General features: G+C 51.0%; 26 protein-coding genes. 10 read left to right on the top strand and 16 right to left on the bottom strand.

Features of this window, described 5'->3' with window-relative positions:
- Window positions 1-30 precede the first annotated feature (30 nt).
- A complete protein-coding gene (gene nusA, locus ACYVAD_RS21810; protein ID WP_461141660.1) occupies window positions 31-1275 on the bottom strand; it encodes a transcription termination factor NusA in 1245 nt (414 codons plus the stop codon).
- 44 nt (window positions 1276-1319) lie between these two features.
- The gene (locus tag ACYVAD_RS21805) at window positions 1320-1832 is read right to left on the bottom strand and encodes a ribosome maturation factor RimP (protein WP_461141659.1); all 513 of its coding nucleotides are present in this window, start codon (window positions 1830-1832) and stop codon (window positions 1320-1322) included.
- Between the two features lie 182 nt (window positions 1833-2014).
- Here ACYVAD_RS21805 and ACYVAD_RS21800 point away from each other — a divergent pair, with 182 nt between their 5' ends.
- Window positions 2015-3172, top strand: a complete 1158-nt coding sequence (locus ACYVAD_RS21800; RefSeq protein ID WP_461141658.1) for an endonuclease/exonuclease/phosphatase family protein — start codon at window positions 2015-2017, stop codon at window positions 3170-3172.
- Here the strand turns inward: ACYVAD_RS21800 and ACYVAD_RS21795 are convergent, their stop codons facing one another.
- The 5 genes from ACYVAD_RS21795 to ACYVAD_RS21775 form a co-directional block, all read right to left on the bottom strand.
- Window positions 3173-3583: a molybdenum cofactor biosynthesis protein MoaE gene (locus ACYVAD_RS21795; protein ID WP_461141657.1), complete on the bottom strand. Its 411-nt coding sequence runs from the start codon at window positions 3581-3583 to the stop codon at window positions 3173-3175.
- Window positions 3584-3630: 47 nt separating this feature from the next.
- Entirely contained in the window at window positions 3631-3873 is a 243-nt protein-coding gene (locus tag ACYVAD_RS21790; protein ID WP_461141656.1) for a MoaD/ThiS family protein, read from the bottom strand.
- Between the two features lie 102 nt (window positions 3874-3975).
- Window positions 3976-4257, bottom strand: coding sequence for a hypothetical protein (locus ACYVAD_RS21785; protein WP_461141655.1), 282 nt, complete (start codon window positions 4255-4257; stop codon window positions 3976-3978).
- Between the two features lie 69 nt (window positions 4258-4326).
- Complete coding sequence (locus ACYVAD_RS21780; protein WP_461141654.1) at window positions 4327-5349, bottom strand: S1C family serine protease; 1023 nt, start codon at window positions 5347-5349, stop codon at window positions 4327-4329.
- Window positions 5350-5436: 87 nt separating this feature from the next.
- The gene (locus ACYVAD_RS21775) at window positions 5437-6027 is read right to left on the bottom strand and encodes an RNA polymerase sigma factor (protein ID WP_461141653.1); all 591 of its coding nucleotides are present in this window, start codon (window positions 6025-6027) and stop codon (window positions 5437-5439) included.
- Window positions 6028-6170: 143 nt separating this feature from the next.
- Here ACYVAD_RS21775 and ACYVAD_RS21770 point away from each other — a divergent pair, with 143 nt between their 5' ends.
- On the top strand, window positions 6171-6371 hold the full coding sequence (locus ACYVAD_RS21770; RefSeq protein WP_461141652.1) for a hypothetical protein: 201 nt from the start codon (window positions 6171-6173) through the stop codon (window positions 6369-6371).
- Window positions 6372-6490: 119 nt separating this feature from the next.
- On the opposite strand, the gene ACYVAD_RS21765 is transcribed toward ACYVAD_RS21770, so the two are convergent.
- The 4 genes from ACYVAD_RS21765 to ACYVAD_RS21750 all read right to left on the bottom strand — a co-directional run bounded on the left by ACYVAD_RS21765 (window position 6491) and on the right by ACYVAD_RS21750 (window position 11987).
- Window positions 6491-7495, bottom strand: coding sequence for an NAD(P)H-dependent glycerol-3-phosphate dehydrogenase (locus ACYVAD_RS21765; RefSeq protein ID WP_461141651.1), 1005 nt, complete (start codon window positions 7493-7495; stop codon window positions 6491-6493).
- Between the two features lie 9 nt (window positions 7496-7504).
- A complete protein-coding gene (locus ACYVAD_RS21760) occupies window positions 7505-8923 on the bottom strand; it encodes an alpha-L-fucosidase (RefSeq protein WP_461141650.1) in 1419 nt (472 codons plus the stop codon).
- Window positions 8924-9007: 84 nt separating this feature from the next.
- The gene (locus ACYVAD_RS21755; RefSeq protein ID WP_461141649.1) at window positions 9008-10411 is read right to left on the bottom strand and encodes an efflux RND transporter periplasmic adaptor subunit; all 1404 of its coding nucleotides are present in this window, start codon (window positions 10409-10411) and stop codon (window positions 9008-9010) included.
- A 70-nt stretch (window positions 10412-10481) separates the two neighbouring features.
- Entirely contained in the window at window positions 10482-11987 is a 1506-nt protein-coding gene (locus ACYVAD_RS21750) for a TolC family protein (protein ID WP_461141648.1), read from the bottom strand.
- A gap of 77 nt (window positions 11988-12064) precedes the next feature.
- Between ACYVAD_RS21750 and ACYVAD_RS21745 the strand changes: the two genes are divergently transcribed.
- Entirely contained in the window at window positions 12065-12880 is an 816-nt protein-coding gene (locus tag ACYVAD_RS21745) for an aminotransferase class IV (protein ID WP_461141647.1), read from the top strand.
- Window position 12881: 1 nt separating this feature from the next.
- Here the strand turns inward: ACYVAD_RS21745 and ACYVAD_RS21740 are convergent, their stop codons facing one another.
- The gene (locus tag ACYVAD_RS21740) at window positions 12882-13562 is read right to left on the bottom strand and encodes an ABC transporter ATP-binding protein (RefSeq protein ID WP_461141646.1); all 681 of its coding nucleotides are present in this window, start codon (window positions 13560-13562) and stop codon (window positions 12882-12884) included.
- A 215-nt stretch (window positions 13563-13777) separates the two neighbouring features.
- Between ACYVAD_RS21740 and ACYVAD_RS21735 the strand changes: the two genes are divergently transcribed.
- Entirely contained in the window at window positions 13778-14479 is a 702-nt protein-coding gene (locus ACYVAD_RS21735) for a head GIN domain-containing protein (RefSeq protein WP_461141645.1), read from the top strand.
- A 76-nt stretch (window positions 14480-14555) separates the two neighbouring features.
- Window positions 14556-15698 (top strand): 5-(carboxyamino)imidazole ribonucleotide synthase, encoded by a 1143-nt coding sequence (locus ACYVAD_RS21730; RefSeq protein ID WP_461141644.1) that lies wholly within the window; start codon window positions 14556-14558, stop codon window positions 15696-15698.
- 16 nt (window positions 15699-15714) lie between these two features.
- On the opposite strand, the gene ACYVAD_RS21725 is transcribed toward ACYVAD_RS21730, so the two are convergent.
- Window positions 15715-16542 carry a fumarylacetoacetate hydrolase family protein gene (locus tag ACYVAD_RS21725; protein WP_461141643.1) on the bottom strand — a complete coding sequence of 276 codons (828 nt, stop codon included), beginning with the start codon at window positions 16540-16542 and terminating at the stop codon, window positions 15715-15717.
- 75 nt (window positions 16543-16617) lie between these two features.
- On the opposite strand from ACYVAD_RS21725, the gene recO reads away from it, so the two are divergent.
- Entirely contained in the window at window positions 16618-17310 is a 693-nt protein-coding gene (recO, locus tag ACYVAD_RS21720) for a DNA repair protein RecO (RefSeq protein ID WP_461141642.1), read from the top strand.
- Between the two features lie 15 nt (window positions 17311-17325).
- Window positions 17326-17679, top strand: a complete 354-nt coding sequence (locus ACYVAD_RS21715) for a hypothetical protein (protein ID WP_461141641.1) — start codon at window positions 17326-17328, stop codon at window positions 17677-17679.
- On the opposite strand, the gene lptB is transcribed toward ACYVAD_RS21715, so the two are convergent.
- Window positions 17676-18407 (bottom strand): LPS export ABC transporter ATP-binding protein, encoded by a 732-nt coding sequence (lptB, locus tag ACYVAD_RS21710; RefSeq protein WP_461141640.1) that lies wholly within the window; start codon window positions 18405-18407, stop codon window positions 17676-17678. The two genes, ACYVAD_RS21715 and lptB, sit on opposite strands and share 4 nt — an antisense overlap.
- A 58-nt stretch (window positions 18408-18465) precedes the next feature.
- Complete coding sequence (gene recJ / locus ACYVAD_RS21705) at window positions 18466-20208, bottom strand: single-stranded-DNA-specific exonuclease RecJ (protein ID WP_461141639.1); 1743 nt, start codon at window positions 20206-20208, stop codon at window positions 18466-18468.
- Window positions 20209-20250: 42 nt separating this feature from the next.
- On the opposite strand from recJ, the gene ACYVAD_RS21700 reads away from it, so the two are divergent.
- Entirely contained in the window at window positions 20251-20673 is a 423-nt protein-coding gene (locus ACYVAD_RS21700; RefSeq protein WP_461141638.1) for a DUF2141 domain-containing protein, read from the top strand.
- Between the two features lie 306 nt (window positions 20674-20979).
- The gene (locus ACYVAD_RS21695) at window positions 20980-21606 is read left to right on the top strand and encodes a hypothetical protein (RefSeq protein WP_461141637.1); all 627 of its coding nucleotides are present in this window, start codon (window positions 20980-20982) and stop codon (window positions 21604-21606) included.
- A gap of 240 nt (window positions 21607-21846) precedes the next feature.
- Here the strand turns inward: ACYVAD_RS21695 and ACYVAD_RS21690 are convergent, their stop codons facing one another.
- Window positions 21847-24057 carry a putative Ig domain-containing protein gene (locus ACYVAD_RS21690; protein ID WP_461141636.1) on the bottom strand — a complete coding sequence of 737 codons (2211 nt, stop codon included), beginning with the start codon at window positions 24055-24057 and terminating at the stop codon, window positions 21847-21849.
- Here ACYVAD_RS21690 and ACYVAD_RS21685 point away from each other — a divergent pair.
- The coding region (locus tag ACYVAD_RS21685; protein WP_461141635.1) for a hypothetical protein at window positions 23993-25009 on the top strand (1017 nt) is incomplete at its 3' end. The genes ACYVAD_RS21690 and ACYVAD_RS21685 overlap by 65 nt on opposite strands.

The following is a 25009-nucleotide window of genomic DNA, read 5'->3' as shown; positions in this document are numbered from 1 at the left end:
AACGAAGACCTTTATGAGTGATGACTACGCTTACTCGAACTCCTGTTTCAGAATACTCATGATTTCCTCGACCGTATCTTCTTCAAGATCTGTCCGACGAACGAGTTCTTCTTTGCTGAGAGCCAGCACGCTCTTCGCGGTATCAAGACCCACTTTACGCAGCTCCTGAATCATCCACTCATCAATCTCATCCGAGAACTCCATCAGGTCAACGTCTTCGTCGTCTTCCTGGCCTTCGTTATCCCGGAATACATCGATTTCCATGTCCACCAGTCGGCCAGCCAGCTTGATATTCTGTCCACCCTTACCGATAGCCAGTGATACCTGGTCAGGTTTCAGGAAAACAGATACCCGTTTGGTATCACGGTCAATGTTCATTGAACTAACCTTAGCCGGGCTTAGTGCCCGGCTAATGAGCAATTCCAGGTTTTCGGTGTAGTTAATAACGTCAATGTTTTCGTTACCAAGCTCCCGAACGATGCCATGAATACGCGATCCTTTCATCCCTACGCAGGCACCTACCGGATCGATGCGATCATCGTATGATTCAACGGCTACTTTCGCCCGCTCGCCCGGCTCCCGGACGATTTTACGAATCGAAATCAGTCCATCATAGATTTCAGGCACCTCAATTTCAAAGAGACGCTCCAAGAACACCGGTGATGTACGGGACAGAACGATTTTCGGTGTTCCGTTCAGCATATCAACCCGGCTGATAACCGCTTTAACGGCTTCTCCCTTACGGTAACGGTCTTTCGAAATTTGTTCCGTACGAGGTAGGCTCAGTTCGTTGCCTTCGCCGTCCGTCAGAATGATTTCGTGTTTCAGTAATTGATACACTTCAGCGCTGACCAAATCCCCTACCTGATCTTTATATTTCTGGTAGAGAACTTCTTTCTCCATGTCCTTGATCCGTTGAATCAGGGTTTGCCGAGCGGTTTGTACAACCCGACGGCCGAAGTCTTCCAGTTTGACTTCTTCAGCGACCTGTTCGCCAACTTCGAAGTCATCCTGAATTTTACGGGCTTCAGCGAGGGGGATTTTATCGTAATCCCAGATATCCTCCGATTCATCATCAACGATTTCGCGCGTGCGCCACATTTCGAGGTCTCCGCTTTCTGCGTTGATAATCACATCAAAGTTTTCGTCAGTGCCGTATTTTTTGCGAATCATTGTCCGGAAGACCTCTTCCAGAATGGCGATCATGGTGGGCCGGTCAATGTTCTTCGACCGGGCAAAATCAGCAAATGATTCGATTAGTAGTCCGCTGGTCATTTTCTAAGTATGGTTTTCAAGTTTAGGACTGAATCTGTCCGCCACTATTTAAAGGAAATTTCAACGTTTGCTTTCTGAATTTGTCCGAATGAAACGGCTGTTGGACCAGCTACAGGTGCTTCAGCCTGTAAGAGCGCTTCTTTTTTTAGCTGACTTTTCGATTTTTTTTCGGGCACTACGTCCAGAATAATCTGGTCCTCTTCAACCGCATCCAGCGTTCCTTTCCAGACTCGTCCATCCGTCAACGTAACAGCTAGCTGCCGGCCAATGTTACGTACATACTGACGGGGAAACGTGAGCGGAAAATCAACGCCGGGCGACGAAACTTCCAGCGTAAATGGTGCTTCACCAAAAAAATTCATTTCGTCCATTTGTCCACCCAACTGGCGACTAATGGAGGCACACTCATCAATGGTAATACCAGCATCGCTATCCAGCAGTATCGTTACTTTCAGACGCCCGCCCTGACGTCCAGCTACTTGAATGTCAACCACATAAATGCGATCGTTGTCCAGGTATGGCTGTAACAATTCTATTATGCGTTCCTTATCGTTCATAAAATAAGGCTAACAAAAAAGGGAGTCCGACTCCCTTTTTTTTCACCAATACTAGTTACCATTTCTGGGGCAAAGATAGTACATTCTTTCCTTATGCGCAAGACTGCTTCCTGCATCTCCATACGGGTTTATGCTCGTAATCACTTAATTTTAGGGCTCAACGAGCTCATTTCCCAGCACACATGACAGTATCAGCTATTCGGATTGGTAACCTGATTTTTCAATTTTTTCGGTCGGTGTTCTGGTCGCTGAATATTCTGCTGGCACTTTATACCTTTTTTAGCTATTGGCTCCTTCATGATTTACCAACCCAGCATTGGTCAGCGGGAATGGTTATGATTTCCATCCCAATCGCCTGGTTGCTTAATCTGGCTTGCGTGATTGCCTGGCTGATAAGTCGCCCCTGGCGAAGCTGGTTATCAGGTTTGGTTCTGCTGGTCGGTATTATCTTATTTGGCCAGCGTACCTTTTCCTGGGATTCGCCGAAGGCTATTCCGGCAGGTGGCGTTCCTCTGAAAGTATTTAGCTACAACGTTCAGGCGTTCGGCCTGGACGATCGGCTGGAACGGGAGCACAGTACTCCGCGCGCCCGGCGCTTGATCAACTTTGCGTTACGTTACGATGCGCCGGTCAAATGTTTCCAGGAATTTTACGTTTCCTCACCCATTCCAGACTACAACATTGTCGGTCGGTTTCATCAGGCAGGCTACAAGCATTCGGTTCTGTTAAATCCAGCAAACGTTAATTCGCAAATGGGTCAAATCGGAACAGCAATTTTTTCGGTTTACCCGATTATCAATTCTGGTCGGGAGCCCTTCAACGGGAACAATGGTTTGCTCTGGGCCGATATCAAAGTGGGCAACGATACGGTCCGGGTCATCAACGTCCACCTTCAGTCCATGGGTATTCGGGTTGGTCGTGTTCTAAAGCAGCAAGAAATACAGGGTGTTAAACACGAAACCAGAGGAGTACTGAGCGCCCTACGCAATGGATTTATCGAACGTAAAGAACAGGTTCAACGGGTTATTCAGCACATTCAGGAGAGCGACTACCCGGTTATCGTAACAGGCGACCACAACGATACACCTTATAGCGTTGTTTACGAAGAACTTCGCCGGGTACTCCCCAATAGTTTTGAAGAAGAAGGCCGCGGTTTTGGCTTTACGTACAACCGAGCACCGGGTTTTATTCGAATCGATCATCAGTTTCACGATCCAGTTATTTCTGTACTGGACTTTGAAACGATTAACTACGTCAAGTATTCCGATCATTATCCCATCGTTGGCACGTACGACATCAGCAAATCAACGCGTCGACTAAAAACGACTCAGACACCCTAATCAGGGATGAGCGTTGACCCAGACTTCACCGTCGGTAAACACTTCTTTTTTCCAGATTGGTACCGTTTGTTTAATGGTGTCGATGATATACCGGCACGCTTCGAACGCGTCGGCCCTATGTGCAGTAGCTACGCCAATCAATACAGCCATTTCGCCGATTTGCAGAGTTCCCTTCCGATGAATGATAGCGTATTTAAGCACAGGCCATTTTTCCTGTGCTTGGTCAGCAATTTTTTGCATCTCACTGACCGCCATTCGGTCATAAGACTCGTACTCCAGCCGGTCTACAGCACGCTCCTGAGTATTATTGCGCACTACGCCCAGAAACAAATCTACAGCGCCCGCTTCGCCGGTATGCAAATAAGCAAGTGCCGCTGGGACATCAATCGGGTCAGTAACTAATTCAATCATCAGCCAACAAATTAATTATTTCAAACAACCGTCTACAGGCTAATAACTTAGCCGCCACTTACGGGTGGAATGAGGGCCACCTCGTCGGTTTCGTTAATCAACTGATCCGGTTCTGCGTACTCGCCATTAACGGCAACCAGCAGCGACTTGATTCCTTGGATTGCTGGGTACTGCTGATGTACGTCGCTCAGCAGGTCAGCCACATGCATACTTGGCCGAGGAGCAATAACAATTGAGTTCTGCCCAACCAGATCCCGAGCAATTCCGAATAAAAGTACTGAAACAGCCATTTTGTAAAGACGTGCGTCTTTGTTTTACCTACTAATAAAAACTGTGCTACCATCATCGACAGTAGCACAGCTGACATGCACCAAAAAATTAAATCAGGACAACTAGTTCGAGTTATCCAGTTTTCGCTCGGCTTTCTTCATCTTACGATCTGCCTTGTTGAGCACTTTGTTCGTACCGTCTTTGATATCCTCGCCGGTATTTTTGGCGGCTCTGGATACCTTGCGGCCCGCTTCTTTTGTTTCGCGTCCAGCTTTGTCAGCGGCAGCATCAGCTGTCCGTCCTGCCTGTTTAGCCGTTTCTTTCGCGTTTTGTTTTGTATCCTGCGCTGAAACAACTGCCAGCGTAAGGGCCATAGCGGCCATAAGGGTCATTATCTTTTTCATAATCGTCGTGTTAAGCCTGAGACATAACACCCGTTGACTACGAAATGTTGGACCGATCCATACTTTATTTTACTCTTTATGCTTGAATACCTTAACCTGATACACGTAGTCTTGTACCCGTTTGATCTGCTGCTTCCGCGACAGTTTAGCCAGCGTGTTTTTGTGGTTCAGCCGAATTGGCTGGCCTTTCATTTCCTCAGCAGAAACGCCATTGAGCGCTTCAAAGAGGTAGTTGGTCTTAACAGCAAAGCTCACATCCTCGGCTGTTGTCTGCTTACCGCTGATAATGCCGATTACATTTCCTTTTTCATTCAGCAATGGGCCTCCTGAATTACCAGGATTAACACTGATGGCTACCTGATAAGCCGTTGAGTCGCCCCGGTAACCAGTGCCTGAACTTAGATAGCCTTCTCCGTACACAATTTCCTCGCGAGGATACCCCAGGGTGTATACACGCTCACCCAGATCCGACGGCTTCAGTTCGAAACAATACGGAACCGAAGGAAGCGTCTGAAATGAACTATCGTCACTGAGCTGCAGAATAGCCAGATCATGCATTGCATCAGCATGAACAACTTTGGCTTTATATACTTCCCCTTTTGAGCTTTGTACGTAAACGGAATCCGCGTTTTGGATAATGTGGTTGTTAGTCACAAAATAACCATCAGATGTTAGCAGAAAACCGCTACCTGCTACCTGCGCGGGATTGACGTTCAGACCGCGACCGCGACCGTTAATGTCATTAATCAGTCGACGCTGCGACGTTCTAACCGCCTGTATTTCTTTACTGAGCTGACGATACTGCTGAACCTGCTGTTGATGACCGTCTTGGTAGGCTCGGTACAGGAAAATAGAACCAAACGTTGTGATCACAGCGGCAGAAGCGGCAACCGCCAGCGTAGTCCGATAGGCACGCCATAACGACCGAATTCGTCCTTCCTCAATCTTTCCAGTTGAAGAAGAATCGGTGGATTCGCGCATGGACTCCATAGTCAGTTGCTCCTGAATGGACGTCAGTTGCTGCCGAAAACGGATACGATCTCCGTAAGATCGCAGTGCCCGTTCAATGTCGATTTCGTCGTTCGTTTCCATGTTCACTTTGGTTCGTTTCAGGTAATCAGTCCGACGGAGTCCAGCTCTTTTGGTAGCCGGATCGCGTATGATCCTAGCAGTTCGTCGTTATTTCTCTTTGTACTCCGCAAAAAACAGTCGTTTCAGCCGCATCAGGCATTTATACTTCTGTGTCTTGGCGTTATCGGCGTTGGTGTAACCAAACTTCTCCGTTATCTCCTGCATACTCAAATGCTGAATGTAGAAGTCTTCCAGCAGTGTCTTGCAGGGCTCTCCAAGCCTACCCAGCGATTCGGCCATTAGGTTGAACTGACGATCACGTTCTTCGTGATCGAACAAATCGTCACTCAACTGTTCAAGAGCGGCCTCTTCATTGACAGGTTGCTCAACATCTCGTACCATAAATCGACTACGCTGCGCCAGATGCTTTAACCACAAACGACGAACAACCGAATAGAGATACGTTTTTAGCTGAGCCTGCAGCTCAAACGAGCCGCTCTTTGCCTTTTCATAAAGCAGTACCAACGCTTCCTGATAGATGTCCTTGGCATCATCCTCACTACCGCTGTTGCTCGTTATAAAGTGAAGTACCATTGGGAAGTAGCGTCGGTACAGTTGCAGCAGTACCTCGTTAGATCCCTCGGCCAGGCCCACCAATAACTCCGTATCAGTCAACTCCAGCCGTTTACTTTCCTTCATTTTGTTGATTCATTACTTAATACGAATACGGTCGAAACGTAACCCAAAAAAAAAGTTAAAAAAAGTTGGGTTACCTTTTTCCCTATAGAGTATTAACGTTGACATTGTTCCAATAATCACTTAAACAAAAACGCTCCAAAACTATGAAAGCAATTACGAAATCTGCCTTCTTTTTCATGGCCATGATCGCCCTTGCAACTTCTTGCAGCTCGAAAAAGACCGAAACTGAAACGACCACGACGACCGAAGGTACCATGTCTACGGATTCTGCATCGACCATGATGGGCGATTCGACCATGGCTACGGATTCGGCTTCGACGATGATGTCGGATAGCGCGAAGTAATTTAGCTAAGGCACAACTGCCGGTAACATTACCGACAACGCTATAAACGTATTGGGCCCTCTGTTTCGACAGGGGGCCTTTTCTTTTACTGGCTTTATTAGCTGAACTACTCTCCCCGTTTACTTTAACAATTTTTTCAGGCTATTCATTTCATTCGTCGGCGCGGCCCGTTCGTACAGTATGTTGTACACGGCGTTGACGATGGGCATGTCAACCCTGTACTGCTGATTGATTTCAAATATACTTTTCACTGCGTAGTATCCTTCGGCGATCATGTTCATCTCCGCCTGTGCAGACTGAATAGTGTACCCACGTCCAATCAACGTACCGAAGGTTCGGTTGCGGCTAAAGGGCGAATAGGCCGTTACGAGCAGGTCGCCCAGATAGGCCGAACCGCTCAAATCCCGGTGCTTGACGTGCGTAGCGTCGACAAAGCGTTTAATTTCCTGCATGGCGTTCGACACCAGCACCGCCTGGAAATTATCACCGTAACCTAGGCCGCGTGTAATTCCACAGGCCAGCGCCACAATGTTTTTCATTACGGCAGCATACTCGATCCCGTAGATATCGTCGACTGGAGTAGTTTGCACGAACCGGCAACGTAACAAACTGGCGACTGTTTCGGCGCATTCAGCCCCCTGCGACGCGATGGTCAGGTACGAGTATTTTTCCAGTGCTACTTCCTCAGCGTGGCAAGGTCCGGCAATAACCGACAGGAGTTCGGCCGGCACGTTGTACCGCTCGCCAATCCAATCCGTAACCAGTTGGTGCGTCTCGGGAATAATTCCTTTAATCGCTGATACAACGCATTTGCCCGCAAAGTGCTCGGGCTGAATTCCCGTAAGCGCGTCGGCAATGAATGCCGCCGGAATGGCCAGTACGACGTAGTCACTATCCTTGAAGGCTTCTCGGATTTTAGTGCACACTTTCACCCGGCGGGTATTGATCTGTACATCACTCAAATAGCTCGGGTTATGCCCAAACTTCTTGATGTGATCGGCATCGCTTTTTTTACGAAGCCACCACTTCACAGTTACGTTGTTTTCGGACAGGATTTTGACGAGCGCTGTCGCCCAGCTCCCCCCGCCAACCATAGTAATTCGGGTCGGTTGTTGCACTTTCATAAGGCAAAGCTACAATGCGCCCTCCAATTTAAATACCCAGGCATGCTGACAGGGCACCGTAGCTGGCGTTACTGATGGCATCGTTAGCCGCATCGATTTGCCATTGGCAGATGTCGTTACGTTGCCTTTGTACCCTAACAGTGTCACGTTCGCAGGCTTTTTGGTTAGGCCCGCTACCAATAGCGGACTGTCGGGCCAGGCAGTTGTGATCACGTAGAGATCGTTTCCTTTCTGCGTAAAGAAGAGCTTGGTATCATTCGTTACTTTGGGCGCTTTGTCCCAGGAGCGCGTACCGTAAATAGCTTCGCTGTTGACAGCCAACCAGTCGCCGATGTCGTGCAGACGCTGCTGCATGATTACCGGAATGCGTCCATCGGCCGTTGGTCCAATGTTCAGCAATAGGTTGCCTCCGCGGGCCACTTTATTGATCAGAATATCGACCAACTGCTTTGAGGTTGAGTAATCTTCCAGGTTTTCGGCGCGGTTGTAACCAAACGAGCCACCAATACCCCGACATTCTTCCCAGGGGCGGGTAAACTTGGTGTTTTCGGAATCGCCGTCGTGGACTAAATCATACTCCGTCGTAAAAATGCCGCCGTGTTTCGAGCGGGTTTCCTTACCCCATCGGTCATTGACAACTACGTCATTCTTTACGGGTGAATCGTTGTACAGCCAGGCCAGAAATTGGGTACTTTTCCAGACGTCAGACGGATGATCCCACTCGCCATCGGTCCAGACAATGTCTGGTTGGTAACGCGTTACCAGATCCTTCATCTGAGGAATCATGTGGTTATCGACATAGGCGTTCACATCGCTCTTGTAAAGCGGATTGAACCACTCGTAGAGCGAATAATAGTAACCCATTCGTAGCCCTTTATTCTTTACGGACTTGATAAGATCACCCGCCAAATCGCGGTGCGGACCAACGTCTACTGTGTTCCAGTTCCAGGCTTGTGCACTCGGCCAGAGAGTAAAGCCTTCGTGGTGTTTGCTGGTCAGCACCACGTAACGAGCGCCCGACTGCTTAATGACATCAGCCCATTCATCGGGCTGGAAAAAATCGCAGGTAAAGTCTTTGACGAAATCCTGATACTTGAATCCCTCGCCATACACCCGATCCTGAAACTTGGTAAAGAACGGATAGGTAGCGCTTTTCGGATCGCGCACTTTTTGCCAGTACCATTCGGCGTACCGGTCATACACGCCTACCCCGTCGCGGGCCGTGGGTGCGTAGGCTGGCACGGAGAACAATCCCCAATGGATAAAAATGCCAAACTTGGCATCCTCAAACCAGGTCGGTATGGGTCGACTATCGATCGACGCCCAGTTCGCTTCGTAGCGAGTGCTCGCTTGAGCCAATGATTTTAGCGGGTATTGCATACCGATCAGTAACGAACACAGGCCAACAAGGCGGAAAAAGCGATTCATCAGGATACGTGTTTGCCTCAAAAGTAAAAACGCCCGGTAATATACCGGGCGTCTTCCTGAATCAGCTATCAGGCGAAAACGATCTTATTTGCTTTCATCACCTTCTTTTTTCTTCGTCTTATTCGGGTCGCGCTTGACCACGACATCCCCATTTTTTAGTTTTTTCGACACCGCAATGAACGGTCCGGCAATGACTTGTTCACCTTGTTTCAGACCACCGGTAATTTCAATATTTTCGAAGTCACTGATACCGGTTTTCACTTCGCGCTGCACCGCCTTTCCACCCTGGCTCACAAAGACGATCTCTTTCGGAACTTCTTTCTTCGCTGCTGGCGCATTCGTTGACTTGTTTTCTTCGTCTTCGCTTTCTTTTACGTCGGTCGAATCAGCTCCTCGCGTCGTTACGGCTGCAATTGGCACCGCCAGTACATTTGATTTTCGGTCGGTAATGATCTCAACCGAAGCAGTCATTCCCGGCTTAAAGGGGTATCCTTTCTTGTCTTTCTGGGCCAATAAATCTTCGTAGGAGCTGTTGAGAATTTTCACTTTTACCTCGAACTCCGTTACGGCATCGGCAGCCAGCGACGCGGCCGCAGCGGCCCCGGACGAACTAGTCAACCCATTCGCCGTATTGGCAATCTCATACACGACTCCCTTGAATTTGCGGCCAGCCATCGCGTACGAATCAACTTCAATATCAGCCGTATCACCCAGGTTGACGCGCACGATATCATTTTCATTGACATTGACCCGCACTTCCATGTTCTGCAAGTTCGCAATCCGCATAATTTCGGTCCCCGCCATCTGCGACGTACCTACCACCCGCTCGCCTAATTCGACGTTTAGTTTGGAAACAGTACCGTTTACGGGAGCGTAGATCGTTGTTTTACGTAGGTTTTCACTCGCGTCGCGTAGACTAGCCTGTGAACTTTGGATGTTGAACTGCGCGGCCCGGACGTTGGCTCTGGCCGCTTCTACTTCCTGTTTTGCTACGTTATAATTTGCTTCACTCGTTTCAAAGTCAGCCGTCGAGATCACTTTATCGGTCAGCAGTTTCCGATTCCGCTCGAAATCAGCTCTGGCTCGGATAAGCCGCGCTTCTGACTGCGCAACACTAGCTTTCGCCTGCTCAAACTGAGCTTTACTGGAATTGACCGTTGCCTGCGCCCGCGACATCAGCGACTCGTAGTTATCCGGGCGAATTCGGCACAACAGTTGACCCGCCTTAACAGGATCCCCTTCATTGACATATAACCCTATGATCTCCCCTGATACGTCGGGACTGATTTTGACTTCAACCTGTGGCTGTACCCGGCCAGATGCGCTCACGCGCTCGATAATACTAGCTCGGTTAACGATCACGAAATCGACTTCGGTAGCTTCAGGTTTACCGATGATGCCAGCTTGCTTAGCAGCCACAAAACCAACAATCAGGAGAACGACAATGCCGCCTAGTATCCACCAGACGCGGTTTGACTTCTTTTTCATAGAGCGCAATGTACGACGAAGCGTAGATACTAAAAAGCTTCTTTGAGCTTTCCGCCCCTCACGCTATCGTCTAAAAACCAAGGGGTTTATTTTGATAAAAGTCTAGAATTTTTGTTCGAAATACGTAATCGTATTTTGCCTGCACCAAGCTAGCCCGCGCCCGGTCCAGATTCGTCTTGGCAATACTATAATCGGTTGCATTGATCGCCCCGGCGTTTAACCGGCTTTCAGCAGCCTGAAATGCTCGTTCTAGTGAAGCGACCTGCGCCTGGGTGGCCCGGAATCGGTTGGCTCCTGCCCGCATATTTGTGTAAGCTGTTTCAACCTGCTGACGTAACTGCAACCGTGTGTTCAAAGCGGTTAACTCCGCATTCTGCTGCTGAATTTTGGCTGTTGTGATCCGGTTGCGGGATAAGTTACCCTGAAAGATAGGGACGCGTAAGAATAGCGACACCGACCGATTAAAGTTATTTTCTAATTGGTTGAAATAACCAACCCCCCGGTAATCGTACCCTGGAATATTCGCGTAGATCGGCTGCTGGGTTCCGTCCGGGTTCGTAGTAAACCCGATCAGCTGCTGGTTCGACGAGCCGCTCAACGATTGTGTGCTGGCGGCACTTGAGTATAAGCTACTTAGGTTACCGTTCAAGGTTAGCGTGGGATAAAGCCCCCCTTTGGCCACCTGTACACCCAACGCGGCACTCTTCACGCGCAAATCAGCGCCCTTTATTTCGGGCAGGTTGTTAGTGGCTACGTCGAAAATCTGTTGTACCGTTTCTCCGTAGGGAGCCTGACCTGGATCAGGTATAGCAATCTGTTCGACATCAAAGTCCTGATTGATCGGCACATTCATGGCTTGCAGTAAGGCTAGTTTAGCCAGATCGAGTGTATTCTGTGCGTTAACAATATCCAGTTCGTTACTGGCCAACGTTGCACGCAGTTCAAACAGGTTCGCTTCAGGGGCGGAACCCGCATTAACCAGTCGTTGCGTTCGGTCAAGTTGCGCCTGTGATACCTCGGCCTGGCGCCGGGCAATGGCCAGTTGCTCTTTACCAGTTAGCACGTTCAGGTAATTCTGCGCGACTGTAATCGACACCGTATTTTGCGTCGCGTTCAGTTCCTGCTGACTGGCCTCCAGCGCCAGTTTGTTCTGTTTGATGGTATTACGTAGCGATAACCCGTTGTACAGTGTTGCTGAGGCATTCAACTGGTAACTACCCGAACCAATACTTCGCTGGACGAATTCGTTTGACTGTGGGTTGATGCTACGTCCTCCATTCAGAGCCTGACTAGCCTGAAAGAACGTCGTCGGTAGCAGATTCAGCCGGGCCTGTCGCAACGCCAGCTCGCTGTTGTCAACAGTCAAACGCCCCTGACGAATCTGAATGTTGTTCTGTAAGGCAACATCAATACACTGCTGAAGGCCAAGCAAGGGTGGCGTAGCCGTTGTGCTCGAATAGGATGATGGATTGCTGGCAGCTGCCGCAGGTTTATTGGTTCCTGGTTGCGCAACAGCAATGGCGCCAATCAGACACAGCAACAAACTCCCTGCATTCCGGTAAACCACGGTCATCATGTTATCTTTGAGATGTTAATAGTACGAATTTATCTCCCACACGTACACCGTTTTGGGATAAACGGCGTAAACTGAGTATGTTTCTGGTTTATAATGGGACCATCGTCGACGAAACGTCGTTTGCATTGCCAGCCGACGACCGGGCTTTTCAATACGGCGACGGCTTTTTCGAAACCGTCCGTTATGAACAGGAACGGCTTCAGAACTGGCCGGATCACACCGATCGTATTCAGGAAGGCCTCAGCGCTCTTCATCTTACGTTTCCTGACAGCGTTTCTATCGATACGTTGCCGCAACTAATTGACCAACTGCTAACCGCTAATCAGCTCCAGTTGCAAACGGCCCGGATCAAGGTGCAGATCTGGCGGCAACCAGGCGGTTTGTACACGCCCACCACCCACCAGGCAAACGTATTAATTTCGGCTCGTCCAAGTCAGCCTTTTACGTTATCGCAGCGAACCAGAGTCGATATTTTTGATGCAGTACGGCTATCGAGCTCTCCTGTCTCGGGAATCAAAACCTTGAACGCCCTCCCCTACGTGTTGGCGGGCCTGGCTAAACTAGACAATCAATCCGATGACATGCTACTGCTTGACCAGTCAGGCCATCTGGCGGAGTGTATTGCGTCCAATCTATTCTGGTTCTGTGGGAATCAACTCGTTACCCCCTCGCTGGCTACAGGCTGCATCAACGGCATCACCCGGCGGAGATTGTTACGTACATTCCCAAAGGTCCAGGAAGGTTTGTTTACACCGTATGTCCTAGCTAATGCTGACGCTGTTTTTGCGGCCAACGTAGCGGGTGTCCAGTTCTTCACCCAATGGGGCTCTCCCGAACGAATTCAGTACTGGATGACAACACTCGAACAGCGCCTGGCCCAGTCCGAATCCTGACTTAATGCGCCACTACCTGTGGTTCTAGCCAGCCATCTTTCAGCCGGATGATGCGCGAACCGTATTCAGCGTTAATTTCCGAATGAGTTACCTGTACGATGGTGACCCCATCTTTCTGGTTCAGTTCGTGGAAGAGTTCCATAATTTCCCGCGCCTGATCGGAGTGGAGGTTTCCCGTTGGTTCATCCGCAAATATGACGCTCGGCTCAGCGGCCAGCGCCCGGGCAATACCAACCAGTTGCTGCTGACCACCGGATAACTGCGCCGGAAACAAATCTTTCTTCGCCACCATGTTGAACCGGTCGAGCAGTTCAGCTACGCGGCTTTTCCGTTCTGAACCACTGGTCCCTTTGTACAACAGGGGCGTTTCGATGTTTTCGTACACCGTTAGTTCATCGATCAGATGGTATGCCTGAAACACGAAACCAATCCGGGTCCGGTGCAATTCAGTCCGCTTCTTTTCGGAGAGCTTATGAACCGGTTGCCCATCAAATAGGTATTCGCCCTCCGAAGGCTCTTCCAGCAGCCCTAGAATGTGAAGAAGCGTTGATTTCCCCGAACCCGACGGCCCCATGATAGATACAAACTCACCCGACTGTATATCGAGATTAATATTTCGCAGGACATAAGCCCGTCCAAAACCGGCTGGGTAAAATTTTGATACATTCTGAAGCTGAATCATACGAGTATGCAATTGAACACGCAGGTTATTTTATGTTTAGGTCAAGCGTCGTGCCACAATAAGTAACTCATTATCTATCAGCACGCTACTCTTTTTCAATAACTCAATATCGTCCGGGAACGGACAGTCTTTCAAGTAAAAGCGGACATTTTGCGCCTGTCGATGCAACGAAACCGGTTTCTTTACCATCTTGATTCAAAGTAACCACTTCGACCATGAAAATCCTCCTACTAGCTACCGCCTTTTTTGTTACCAGTCTCCACGCCACTGAAGACTGGAAGAAATCCCGTCCTGTTTCTGGTTTTACCGGGTTGAGTGTCAGCAGCGGCATCGATCTTTATTTAACTCAGGGCAACGCTGAGAAACTCACGTTCGACGTAAAAGGCGTCGATGAGGAGGACGTAAAATCGGAAATTAAGAATGGTGTTCTCAAGCTCTATATCGAACGGAATGGGATGAACTGGGGCTTTAACTTTGGCAAGAACAAGTACGTAAAAGCCTACCTTACCTTCAAGCAGTTAAGCAGCCTGTCGGCCTCCGGCGGAGCCGACGTTCTTGGGGAAGGTTCGATGTCGTTCGACGACCTGAATATATCCGTAGCGGGTGGTTCGGATCTGACGATGAAGCTGAAAGCTGATGATCTGAACGTATCGGCTTCGGGCGGAGCGGATGCTGTTTTAGAAGGGTCAGCCAGAACGCTAAACGCCAGCGGATCTGGTGGTGCCGACCTCGACGCTCGCAAGCTAACAGCATCGGTGTGTTCAGCCAGTGCATCGGGCGGAGCGGATGTATACGTCAAAGCCACCCAGGAGTTGACAATGAAGGCATCGGGCGGGTCAGATATTTATTATTACGGGTCCGCCAAAGTACTGGCCAAGAGCAAGTCGGGCGGATCGGACATCACGCAGAAAGATTAATCGATTGATGAACCAGGGATTTTGCGGTAATTTTGCGCGCAGATTCCTGGTTCATTACGTTTTTACTCCTTCTTTCGTGACTCCTACTATCGGTATTCTCGGCGGTGGCCAACTAGGCCTGATGTTGCTACAAGCGGCTATTGACTGGAACCTGCGGGTTCATATTCTCGACCCCGACGCCGAAGCTCCCTGCCGAAACCTTTGCACCCAGTTTACGCAGGGTTCTCTTACCGATTACGACACCGTTTATCAGTTTGGCCAGACGGTCGATGTACTAACCATTGAGATTGAGAAAGTTAATGTCGACGCGTTGGAAGCCCTGGAACGCGACGGAAAGAAAGTTTTTCCGCAACCATCGGTCATTCGTTTAATTCAGGACAAACGGCTACAGAAACAGTTTTACCGCGACAACAACCTACCAACGGCCGATTTCATCCTGACCCAGAACCGGGCCGACGTAGCACAATTGCTGACGGAACAACCCGATTTCTTCCCCGCTTTTCACAAACTTGGTCGGGATGGGTACGACGGCCGGGGGGTCCAACGTATCAGCTCGGTTGCCGATCAGGAAAAAGCCTTCGATGCACCGGGACTGCTGGAAAAAGCTGTCGATTTCGAGAAAGAGCTTGCCGTCATCGTAGCCCGCAACGAGCGGGGCGAAACGCAGACGTTCCCCACGGTCGAAATGGTTTTTCACCCAGAGCTGAATCTGGTTGAGTACCTCTTTGCCCCCGCCCAGATCACCGCTGATATCGATCAACAAGCACAGACGATTGCCCGTCAAACCGCTGATGCGTTCGGTATTGTAGGGTTACTAGCTGTCGAGTTGTTTCTCGACAAGCAAGGCAACTTGCTAATCAACGAAGTCGCTCCTCGTCCTCATAACAGCGGTCACCAGACTATTCGGGCGAACGTAACGTCGCAGTTCGAGCAGCACTGGCGGGCCATTCTTAACTACCCGCTCGGCGCTACGGCCGCTTACCAGCCCGCGGCAATGCTCAATCTACTAGGTGAAGATGGCTTTACCGGTCCAGCCGTATACGAAGGACTTGAAACGTTACTCGCCATGCCGGGCGTTTTCCCATTTTTCTACGGCAAAGCCATCACTAAACCCTTCCGCAAAATGGGTCACGTCACCGTCATGGACGAGTCACTTGATGCCTTGAGAACCAAAGTAGCCGACGTAAAAGCCGGGATTCGGGTCGTTGCGACGGAGTAGCCGACGCAACGTGTGGCTAGGCTACGGTATTGGTCAACGTTCCAATTCCGTCGATGGTGATGCTGATTTCATCACCGGAGCGGAGCGTAAAATCATCCGGCGGCACCAGCCCCGTACCGGTCATCAGATAACAGCCGACCGGAAACGAACACTCCCGGAATAAGAAGGAGGCTAGTTCATCGTGCTGACGCTTCATCTGGTCGATGGCGATACTACCCGTAAATGCGGCCTGATCATCACGAATGATCTCCAGCCGGATTTCTGCCGTTGGCTCGATTGGCGTTTCGGGTACGTACAGGCAAGGACCCAGCGCAGCGCTGCCATCGTACGTTTTCGCCTGCGGCAGATAGAGCGGGTTTTCCCCTTCGATACTCCGCGAGCTCATGTCGTTGCCACAGGTATAGCCAACAATCTTACCTGACGACGTAATATATAGCGTGAGTTCAGGCTCTGGCACGTTCCAGGTTGAATCGGCCCGGATTCGTACGTCGGCGCCCGGTGCAACAACGCGCGTTGAAGTTGATTTAAAGAATAATTCCGGCCGCTCGGCGTCATAAACCCGGTCGTAAAAATTGTCCCCCCCAGCCTTTTTTGACTCTTCCATCCGGGCGTCGCGGCTACGCAGATACGTAACGCCCGATGCCCATACTTCCTGCTGGCCAATGGGCGCCAGTAAGTCGGTGGGTACCCAGTCGGCCAGCGGCTCCAGCGATGTCAGCATCATCTGCAACTCGCTGAACAGATTATCCTGATTGACTAAATCATCCCAGTTCGTAGCTGGTAGCTGGTAATAACGCTGCTGTTCTTCGAGAATGATGCTGGATTGGGTTTTGTAGAGTTTCATGCGACTATCCGGTTGTACTTGCTAAGAGGTTCCTCGGCTAAAAGAGTTAAATTAGCTCGTTTATTACTCACCGCTATGCTACAAAAAACACGCGGGATTGCCCTTAGTTACATACGCTACCGCGAAACGTCCATCATTGCCCGCGTTTACACCGAAGAATTTGGCCTCCAGAGTTACATTGTCAACGGCGTACGGTCAGCCAAGAGTAAGAACAACCGGATTGCCTTTTTCCAGCCTTTGACCCTACTCGACATGGTCGTTTATTACAAGAACGATCGTGATTTACACCGGCTTTCGGAGGTAAAAACACTTTATCCCTTTCAGAGCCTCCCCTTCGAAGTCGCTAAATCGACCATCGGCATGTTCATTACGGAGATGCTGAACAAAGTTCTGAAAGAGGAAGCGGGCAGCCCGATTTTGTTTCGTTTTCTGGTCGACTCAATTCTATTTCTGGAGTATGCTCAGTCGAATTTTGAGAATTTTCACCTCGCCTTCCTCCTCAAACTTTCCTTCTTCCTGGGGTTCGGCCCAGAGGGCGCCCGCGAATTTGAAGACCAGCTCCGCGAAAACTCCTACGCGTTCCTCCCGGACGACGAGATGGAGACAGCCCTCAATATTATGGTTCGCCAGCCGCTGGGCACACCTATTTTACTCACCCGGTCGGCCCGTAACGAGCTCCTCGATGCACTAGTCGCCTATTACCAGATTCATGTCGACTCCGTCGGCGAGGTCAAGTCGTTGCCGGTGTTGCGGGAGGTATTGGGTTAAATCGAACTGACGACCATGCGTGAAGAACCTTCCCCCGTGCCCACTTTCGATGAATTTGCTTTGTTCGTGCGGGACTTTACGGGATACCCATTGCGTAAAGCAATTACGCCCGCCACCCTTCTGGAGAAAGATATGGGGGTTACGGGCGACGACGGCACCGATCTTCTAGAAGCAACCCAAAAGCAATTCAACATTGACTGGACAGATATACGCGAAGCCTTTAAGCTGGGACCAAACGAATATCTATTCCATAGCGAAGGTTTCGGTCTGTTTCCTCTCTGGCTTGTAGAAACCGGCGCAAGGCCTTCGATTCGCCCGTTTACTGTTGGTGACCTGTATGACGTCGTTTGCCAGACGTTGACAGCTTAAATTTTCCGCTTCAGTTCAAAATGCTGTCCCAAGTAGACCCGCCGAACCTGTTCGTCGTTGGCTAACTCTTCGGCGGTTCCCTGTTTCAGAATTTTCCCCTCGAACAGCAGATACGCCCGGTCAGTGATGGACAGGGTTTCGTTTACGTTGTGGTCGGTGATCAGAATTCCAATGTTACGGTGTTTGAGCTTGGCCACAATCCCCTGAATATCTTCAACAGCAATCGGGTCGACCCCAGCGAAAGGCTCATCAAGCAGAATAAAGTTAGGATCGACGGCCAGCGCCCGGGCAATTTCGGTACGTCGGCGCTCACCACCTGATAGGACTTTACCTTTGTTTTTTCGTACGTGCGTCAGACTGAACTCTTCCAGTAGCTCTTCAACTTTTTCCTTTTGCTGCTTCTTGGAAAGATCTGTCATTTCTAGAACGGCTAATACGTTTTCTTCAACCGTCAAATCCCGGAAGACAGACGCTTCCTGCGCTAGATAGCCTAGTCCCAGCCGCGCCCGCTTGTACATAGGCAGGTCTGTTACGTCCGTATCATCAATGAAAACTTTGCCGCTATTGGGTTTCACAAGGCCCACTGCCATGTAGAACGAAGTCGTTTTACCAGCACCGTTTGGTCCCAATAAACCCACAATTTCACCCTGTGCTACCTGATACGATACGTTGCTGTTCACGTACCGGGAGCCGTATTTCTTAACTAAGTTCTCGGTTCTTAAAAGCATAAAGGCTATCCTTACCTGAGTACGTTCGTTACGTACGTTCTTACTCAATCAGGATCAATTAGGGGTATTTTATATCCTTTAACATCAGTTGCAGCGATACGTTTCCATTGAAGTGATTCTGCTCTACTTGATAACAGATCGAGAACGGTTCGCCGGACTGTAACTGATCAGCCAGCGACGCCATTCCGAAGCCAATGGCCGTCAGCGTATGCTCCGTTCGGCGCTGGCGGACGGTCAGCTTCAGGTGCTTCTCTTTCATAATAACGGGGTCGCTAACCAGATACACGTCGTCTGTTTTAAAGACAGGCTGCATGTTATGTGGACCAAACGGCCCCATCTGTTTGACAATCCGGAAGAGCTTGTCGTTGATCTCACTGAAATCAAGCGGCATGTCAATATCTACGAGGGGCGTCAGGTGCTCCTCCAGAATTTTTCGGGAAACGACCGCTTCAAACTTTTCCCGAAACGCATCAATGTTGTCAATCGGCATGGTCATACCAGCCGCAAACGTATGTCCGCCGAACTGTTCCAGCAGATCAGCACATTCTTCGATGGCTTCGTACACATCAAAACCCGGTACCGATCGGGCCGAACCAGCTGCTTTGTCATGAGATTGCGTCAGGATGATGGTCGGGCGATGAAAATGTTCGATGCAACGTGACGCCACAATGCCGATTACGCCCTTGTGCCAGCTGGCATCAAAGAGTACCGTCGATTTAGCGTTTACCAATGTTTCATTGTTTCGGATCATGTCCAGCGCCTGCTCCGTCATGCTGCTGTCAAACTCACGACGGCTGTTGTTATGCTTATTAACCGCCATTGCGAACTCATCGGCTTCTTCTTCTGACTCGGCCAGCAGCAGTTGCACCGCAGCTTTAGCATGCTGAATCCGCCCAGCCGCGTTTATTCGGGGACCTAAGCCGAACACGACATTCGTAATGTCCAGTTCGTTTCTGAAGCCCGCCACTTTGATTAACGCTTTTAGCCCCGTTCGAGGTTGCGCGTTAAGATATTTTAAGCCGTAGTGCGCCATCACTCGGTTCTCACCCGTAATCGGGACGATATCCGACGCAATGCTGACGGCGACCAAATCAAGATACGGATACAGGTCCTCCAGCGGAATCCCTTTGTGCAGACAGAATGCCTGCAGGAGCTTGAAGCCTACGCCACAGCCGCTGAGTTCTTTGTACGGGTACTGGCAATCGTTACGCTTCGGATCGAGCACGGCGGCTGCCTCCGGTAACGTGTCGCCGGGACGGTGGTGATCACAAATGATGAAGTCGATCCCGAGTTCTTTGGCTTCGGCGATCCGATCAACTGATTTGATCCCGCAGTCGAGCGCAATAATCAGCGAGAAGCCGTTCTCAGCAGCCCATTCGATTCCCTGCCGGGAAATACCGTAGCCTTCTTTGTATCGATCTGGAATGTAGTGATCGATCTGATCGTGATAGTTTTGCAGAAAGCCATACACCAGCGCTACCGATGTTGTTCCATCGACGTCGTAATCGCCGTAAATCAGAATTTTTTCTTGCCGCTCGGGCAACATCGCCATCTGTAGCCGGGTAATGGCCCGGTCCATATCCTTCATCGCGAATGGATTATGGAGGTGGTCGAGTTCGGGTCGAAAAAACAATCGCGCTTCCTCAAAGGTATAAATACCACGCTGAACCAGCAGCGAAGCCAGGAACGGACTTACTTTCAGCGAATCGGTCAGCATCGAAATAGCCCGCCGTTGTTCCATTGAATCAGGAAACGGTTTGGTGATCCATCGTTTAGGCGGTAAAGTCGGCTGCGCTATCATAATTGCAAGATAATCCCGTTTTAGGAAAAAACACCGCCCTGTATGTTCATTTTGCTTTCGCTTCTTAGCCTGTTCATTGATCCGCTCCACTCGACGTCAGCCGCTCCTAAGGTTAGCCTAACCGTTGACGTACAGGAGATTCAATCAACGAAGGGAACACTTTTTGTTGCTTTGTTCAAGCCTGGCAAGGATTTTCCGCAAGGAAAGCCGTTCGAAGGAAAGAAATCAGCTATTAATGGCAAGAACGTTCAGGTCACGTTTTCAGTAGAACCCGGCGATTATGCCGTTGCCGTTTACCACGACGAAAATAACAACGGACAGATGGACAAGCGCATGTTTGGTATCCCCAAAGAGCCCTATGGCTTCAGCCAGAATTTCAGACCAACCGTAGCAGCCCCTAAATTCAGCGATTGTCAGTTTACGGTTGGGCAAGCTGATAAGAAGATCAGTGTTCAGATCAAATAAGGCCGTCATTACGTTTGATGACCTATATAATAAGCACAAAAAACCGATCCTGGGATCGGTTTTTTGTTGTGGTAGAAAACGGCAAGCTGCGCCACCTTTATCTACACCAAGACCATAAAATAAAGCGATTGGTTAGTCCTTGTCGTGGACTTTTGGGCTACGGCAGTTAGTGAATTATCACAATAATTCACTAACATTCAGACATATATGCTTTACAGTCTAGTCAAGATGCCAGATAAGACTACTAGAGTTAACGTCTTAATGAACCCCTATTCACTACATACGTATACCCGTTCTTTACTCTTTATGAAAAATTATTTACTACTTCTAATTCTTCTCAGTTCATTGGCCGCTTCATCCTGCGCCCGTACAACCAAACGATTTACGTTCAGCCGTAAGCCGACCGCTACTGTTGCGAAAAAAGAGAAAGAAAGGGCCCCCACTCGCTCTCGCAAAACAAGTCCTCCCCAACAGTCGGCGTCCGCATCGGTTACCTCTGCCGCTCCGCAACCGGACCATCGATACGAAGAGCTGACGGCTACGGTTACGGAACTCCAGTCCCAGATCCGGCAATTAAACGTACTCGTAGACGAACTGAAAAAGCAGACGCAGTACGCACTCAATTCGACTAATCTAGAAAAAGAGAATCAGGCCTTGAAGATTAGCAACGAGCACCTAACGCAGGCACTCACGGCGCAGAACTTGGTGATCAGCCAGCTGAGTTCTCCCCGATCAGTTCCTACTCCCCAACCAACTCCCGCCGTTGCGATACAGCCGGCTAATGCTGCCCCTAACTCCCAGCCACGCACCGGCCAACCTACTATCCGCGCCAACCAGACCGCCCGATTTTACATAAAAGGCCCCAAAGGAATTTGCTATTATATCAATAGTAGTGGTAATAAGACGCTGGTTGATCGCAGCTTGTGCGAATAAATGATTTGGCTCAATTCTTCGGCTTCTTCAGTACGCTCTATGTACTGAAGAACTCATAAAATACATTCGGCTTACAGACAGGTGCGGAACTGGTTACGTACAATCGTGACCGGCAATCAACTAATAAGTAACCCAGCAGAGCACTTTTTAATTGGTTAAAAACGTCTGATACAGTATCCTCAAAAACGACAATGGGGTCCCAGTTGGGACCCCATTGTCGTTTCATACGTTATAGCTTTCTTATCGCTTGATCACCTTCACGGTTTGTTGCTGACCGGGAATGCTTACCTGGAGTAGATATACACCCCCTGCACCAGCAACCCGAACCGGCAATCGCTCTACGGATTGAGCAGTCTCGCGATACACCAGTTCAGCCGCTGGGTAACCTCGTTCGTCACTCACGCGTACCGTCAGTGGTTGTCCATCCGCTCCTTTCACCTCCAGTTCCAGGTCGTCTCCAACAAAGGGATTTCCTAACACCCGCACTTGTAAGATTGATTCGGACAACACGCCCACCCGACCTTGACTCGAGCCACAGCCCACTAACCAGTTGTAGGAGAAGGTACTGTTCACCCCGCCCTGCTGAGCTACCAGCGTGATCACTGGGTTGTCACTGTACAAGCGTAACGTGTAAGGACCAGCAGCCGTAGTAGCCCCCAGCTCATTGACAATCGAGAAGCTCACCGGCTCACCGCTCAGGCCCATATACTGGGGTGTGAACGTCACCCGCCGTTCTCCTCGGGCTGCGTCCACTGTCTCGCAGCGAACGGTCGTCACTCCGCTGAGCGCAAAGCCGCTCGGTGGCGAAACAATCCCGCTCGGCTGAACTGTCAGCGTCAATTGAGCACTAGTCGACAAACCACCCGGATCAGTGGCTATCACCGTCAACGTACTGATTCCGCTTACTGAAGGTGTACCGCTGATAGTAGCTGGAGCCGAGAAGACCAGGCCCGCCGGTAAGTCAGTCACCCGCAACGTCAACTGACCAGGCGTCTGGGCATCAGTGAAGGTACCCGCTGGAATGAGGTAGCTAAAGAATTGACCTACTGTGGCGGTTTGGGCCGGGATAGGATTCGCTACCACGGGGGGGGTATTGACTGGTTCAGTCGGTGGCGTATTCCCATCACAGCCAGCCAGCCAGTTGTAGCGGAAGGTTGTTGTTACGCCCCCCTGCTGAGCCACCAGCGTGATCACTGGATTGTCATTGTACAAGCGCATCGTGTATGGGCCAGGAGCCGTCGTGGTGGCTAGCTCATTAACAATCGAGAAGCTCACTGGCTCACCGCTCAAGCCCGTGTACTGGGGCGTGAACGTTACCCGTCGTTCGCCCCGGACTGCGTCGATCGTTTCACATCGGATGGTAGTTACCCCACTCAGCGCAAAGCCGCAGTTAGCACCGATGACGGTAGTAGTAGCCGTGGACAAACAGCCGTTGGGAGTTGTGGCCGTTACCGAATAGAGGCCGGCCAGCGTGACCGTGGCGGTGTTACTGCTACCTGCTTGACTAGCCCCAGGACTGAAGCGGAAGATAGACCCAGCAGGAGCACCCGAAGCGGTGAGGGTAACGAAGCTATTGGCTGTACAGGCTAATGGTCCATCATTGGTTAGGCTCAGGCCAGCTACCGTCTGATCAGCGGTGACCGTTATACTAGCCGATGTGGTACAGCCACTAGGCGAGGTCAGCGTTACACTGTATACTGCCGCACTGCTTACCGTGATCGAAGCCGTCGTCGCCCCCGTACTCCAGCGCACTGATCCCGTACCCACTGCCGTCAGCACCGCCGTTGGACTGGCGCAGGTCAAGGTCGTACTGGACGTAGTGATACTCAGCGACGGCGCACTCTGGTCAGCCGTCACGCTCACGCTGGACGAGGTGGTGCAACCACTGGGGGCCGTCAAGGTCACTGAGTACACGGCCGCACTGCTTACCGTGATGCTCGGATCAGTCGAACCCGTGCTCCAGCGCACTAATCCTGTACCCACTGCCGTCAGCACCGCCGTCGGACTAGCGCAGCTCAAGGTCGTACTGGACGTAGTGATACTCAGCGACGGCGCACTCTGGTCGGCCGTTATGCTCACGCTTGAAGAAGTAGTGCAACCACTGGGCGAGGTCAAGGTCACGCTGTACACCCCCGCACTGCTTACCGTGATCGAAGCCGTGGTCGCCCCCGTGCTCCAGCGCACTGATCCCGTACCCACCGCCGTCAGCACCGCCGTCGGACTAGCGCAGCTCAAAGTCGTACTGGACGTAGTGATCGTCAGCGACGGCGCGCTTTGGTCGGCCGTTATGCTCACGCTCGAGGAAGTGGTGCAACCACTGGGCGAAGTCAAGGTCACCGAGTACACAGCCGCACTGCTCACCGTGATGGAGGCCGTGGTGGCCCCTGTGCTCCAGCGAACACTGCCGCTGCCAACCGCCGTCAGCACCGCCGTCGGACTGGCGCAGGTCAAGGCCGTTGAGCTCGCACTGATGGTCAAGGACGGGGCACTCTGGTCAGCCGTTACGCTCACACTAGCTGAAGTGGTGCAACCACTCGGTGCCGTCAAGGTTACGCTGTATACTGCCGCACTGCTCACCGTGATGGAAGCCGTGGTCGCCCCCGTGCTCCAGCGCACTGATCCCGTACCCACCGCCGTCAGCACCGCCGTCGGACTAGCGCAGCTCAAAGTCGTACTCGACGTAGTGATACTCAACGACGGCGCGTTTTGGTCGGCCGTTACACTCACACTAGACGAGGTCGTACAACCACTGGGGGCCGTCAGCGTTACGCTGTACACCCCCGCACTGCTCACACTGATCGAAGCCGTGGTCGCCCCCGTGCTCCAACGCACTGATCCCGTACCCACTGCCGTCAGCACCGCCGTCGGACTAGCGCAGCTCAAGGTCGTACTGGACGTAGTGATACTCAAGGACGGCGCACTCTGGTCAGCCGTTACGTTTACGCTTGACGAGGTCGTGCAACCACTCGGCGCCGTTAAGGTCACCGAATACACATTCGCACTGCTTACCGTGATGGAGGCCGTGGTCGCCCCCGTGCTCCAGCGCACTGATCCCGTACCCACCGCCGTCAGCACCGCCGTCGGACTAGCGCAGCTCAAAGTCGTTGAGCTCACACTGATGGTCAGCGACGGCGCACTCTGGTCGGCCGTTACGCTCACGCTTGAGGAGGTGGTGCAACCACTGGGGGCCGTCAGCGTTACGCTGTACACCCCCGCACTGCTTACCGTGATCGAAGCCGTGGTCGCCCCCGTGCTCCAGCGTACACTGCCGCTGCCCACTGCCGTCAGCACCGCCGTCGGACTGGCGCAGGTCAAGGCAGTTGAGCTCGCACTGATGGTCAAGGATGGCGCACTCTGGTCAGCCGTTACGCTCACGCTCGAGGAAGTGGTGCAACCACTGGGC

The organism is Spirosoma pomorum (assembly GCF_054776615.1).
The sequence above is the reverse complement of the archived record's forward strand: the minus strand, read 5'-3'. Positions and strand labels throughout refer to the sequence as shown.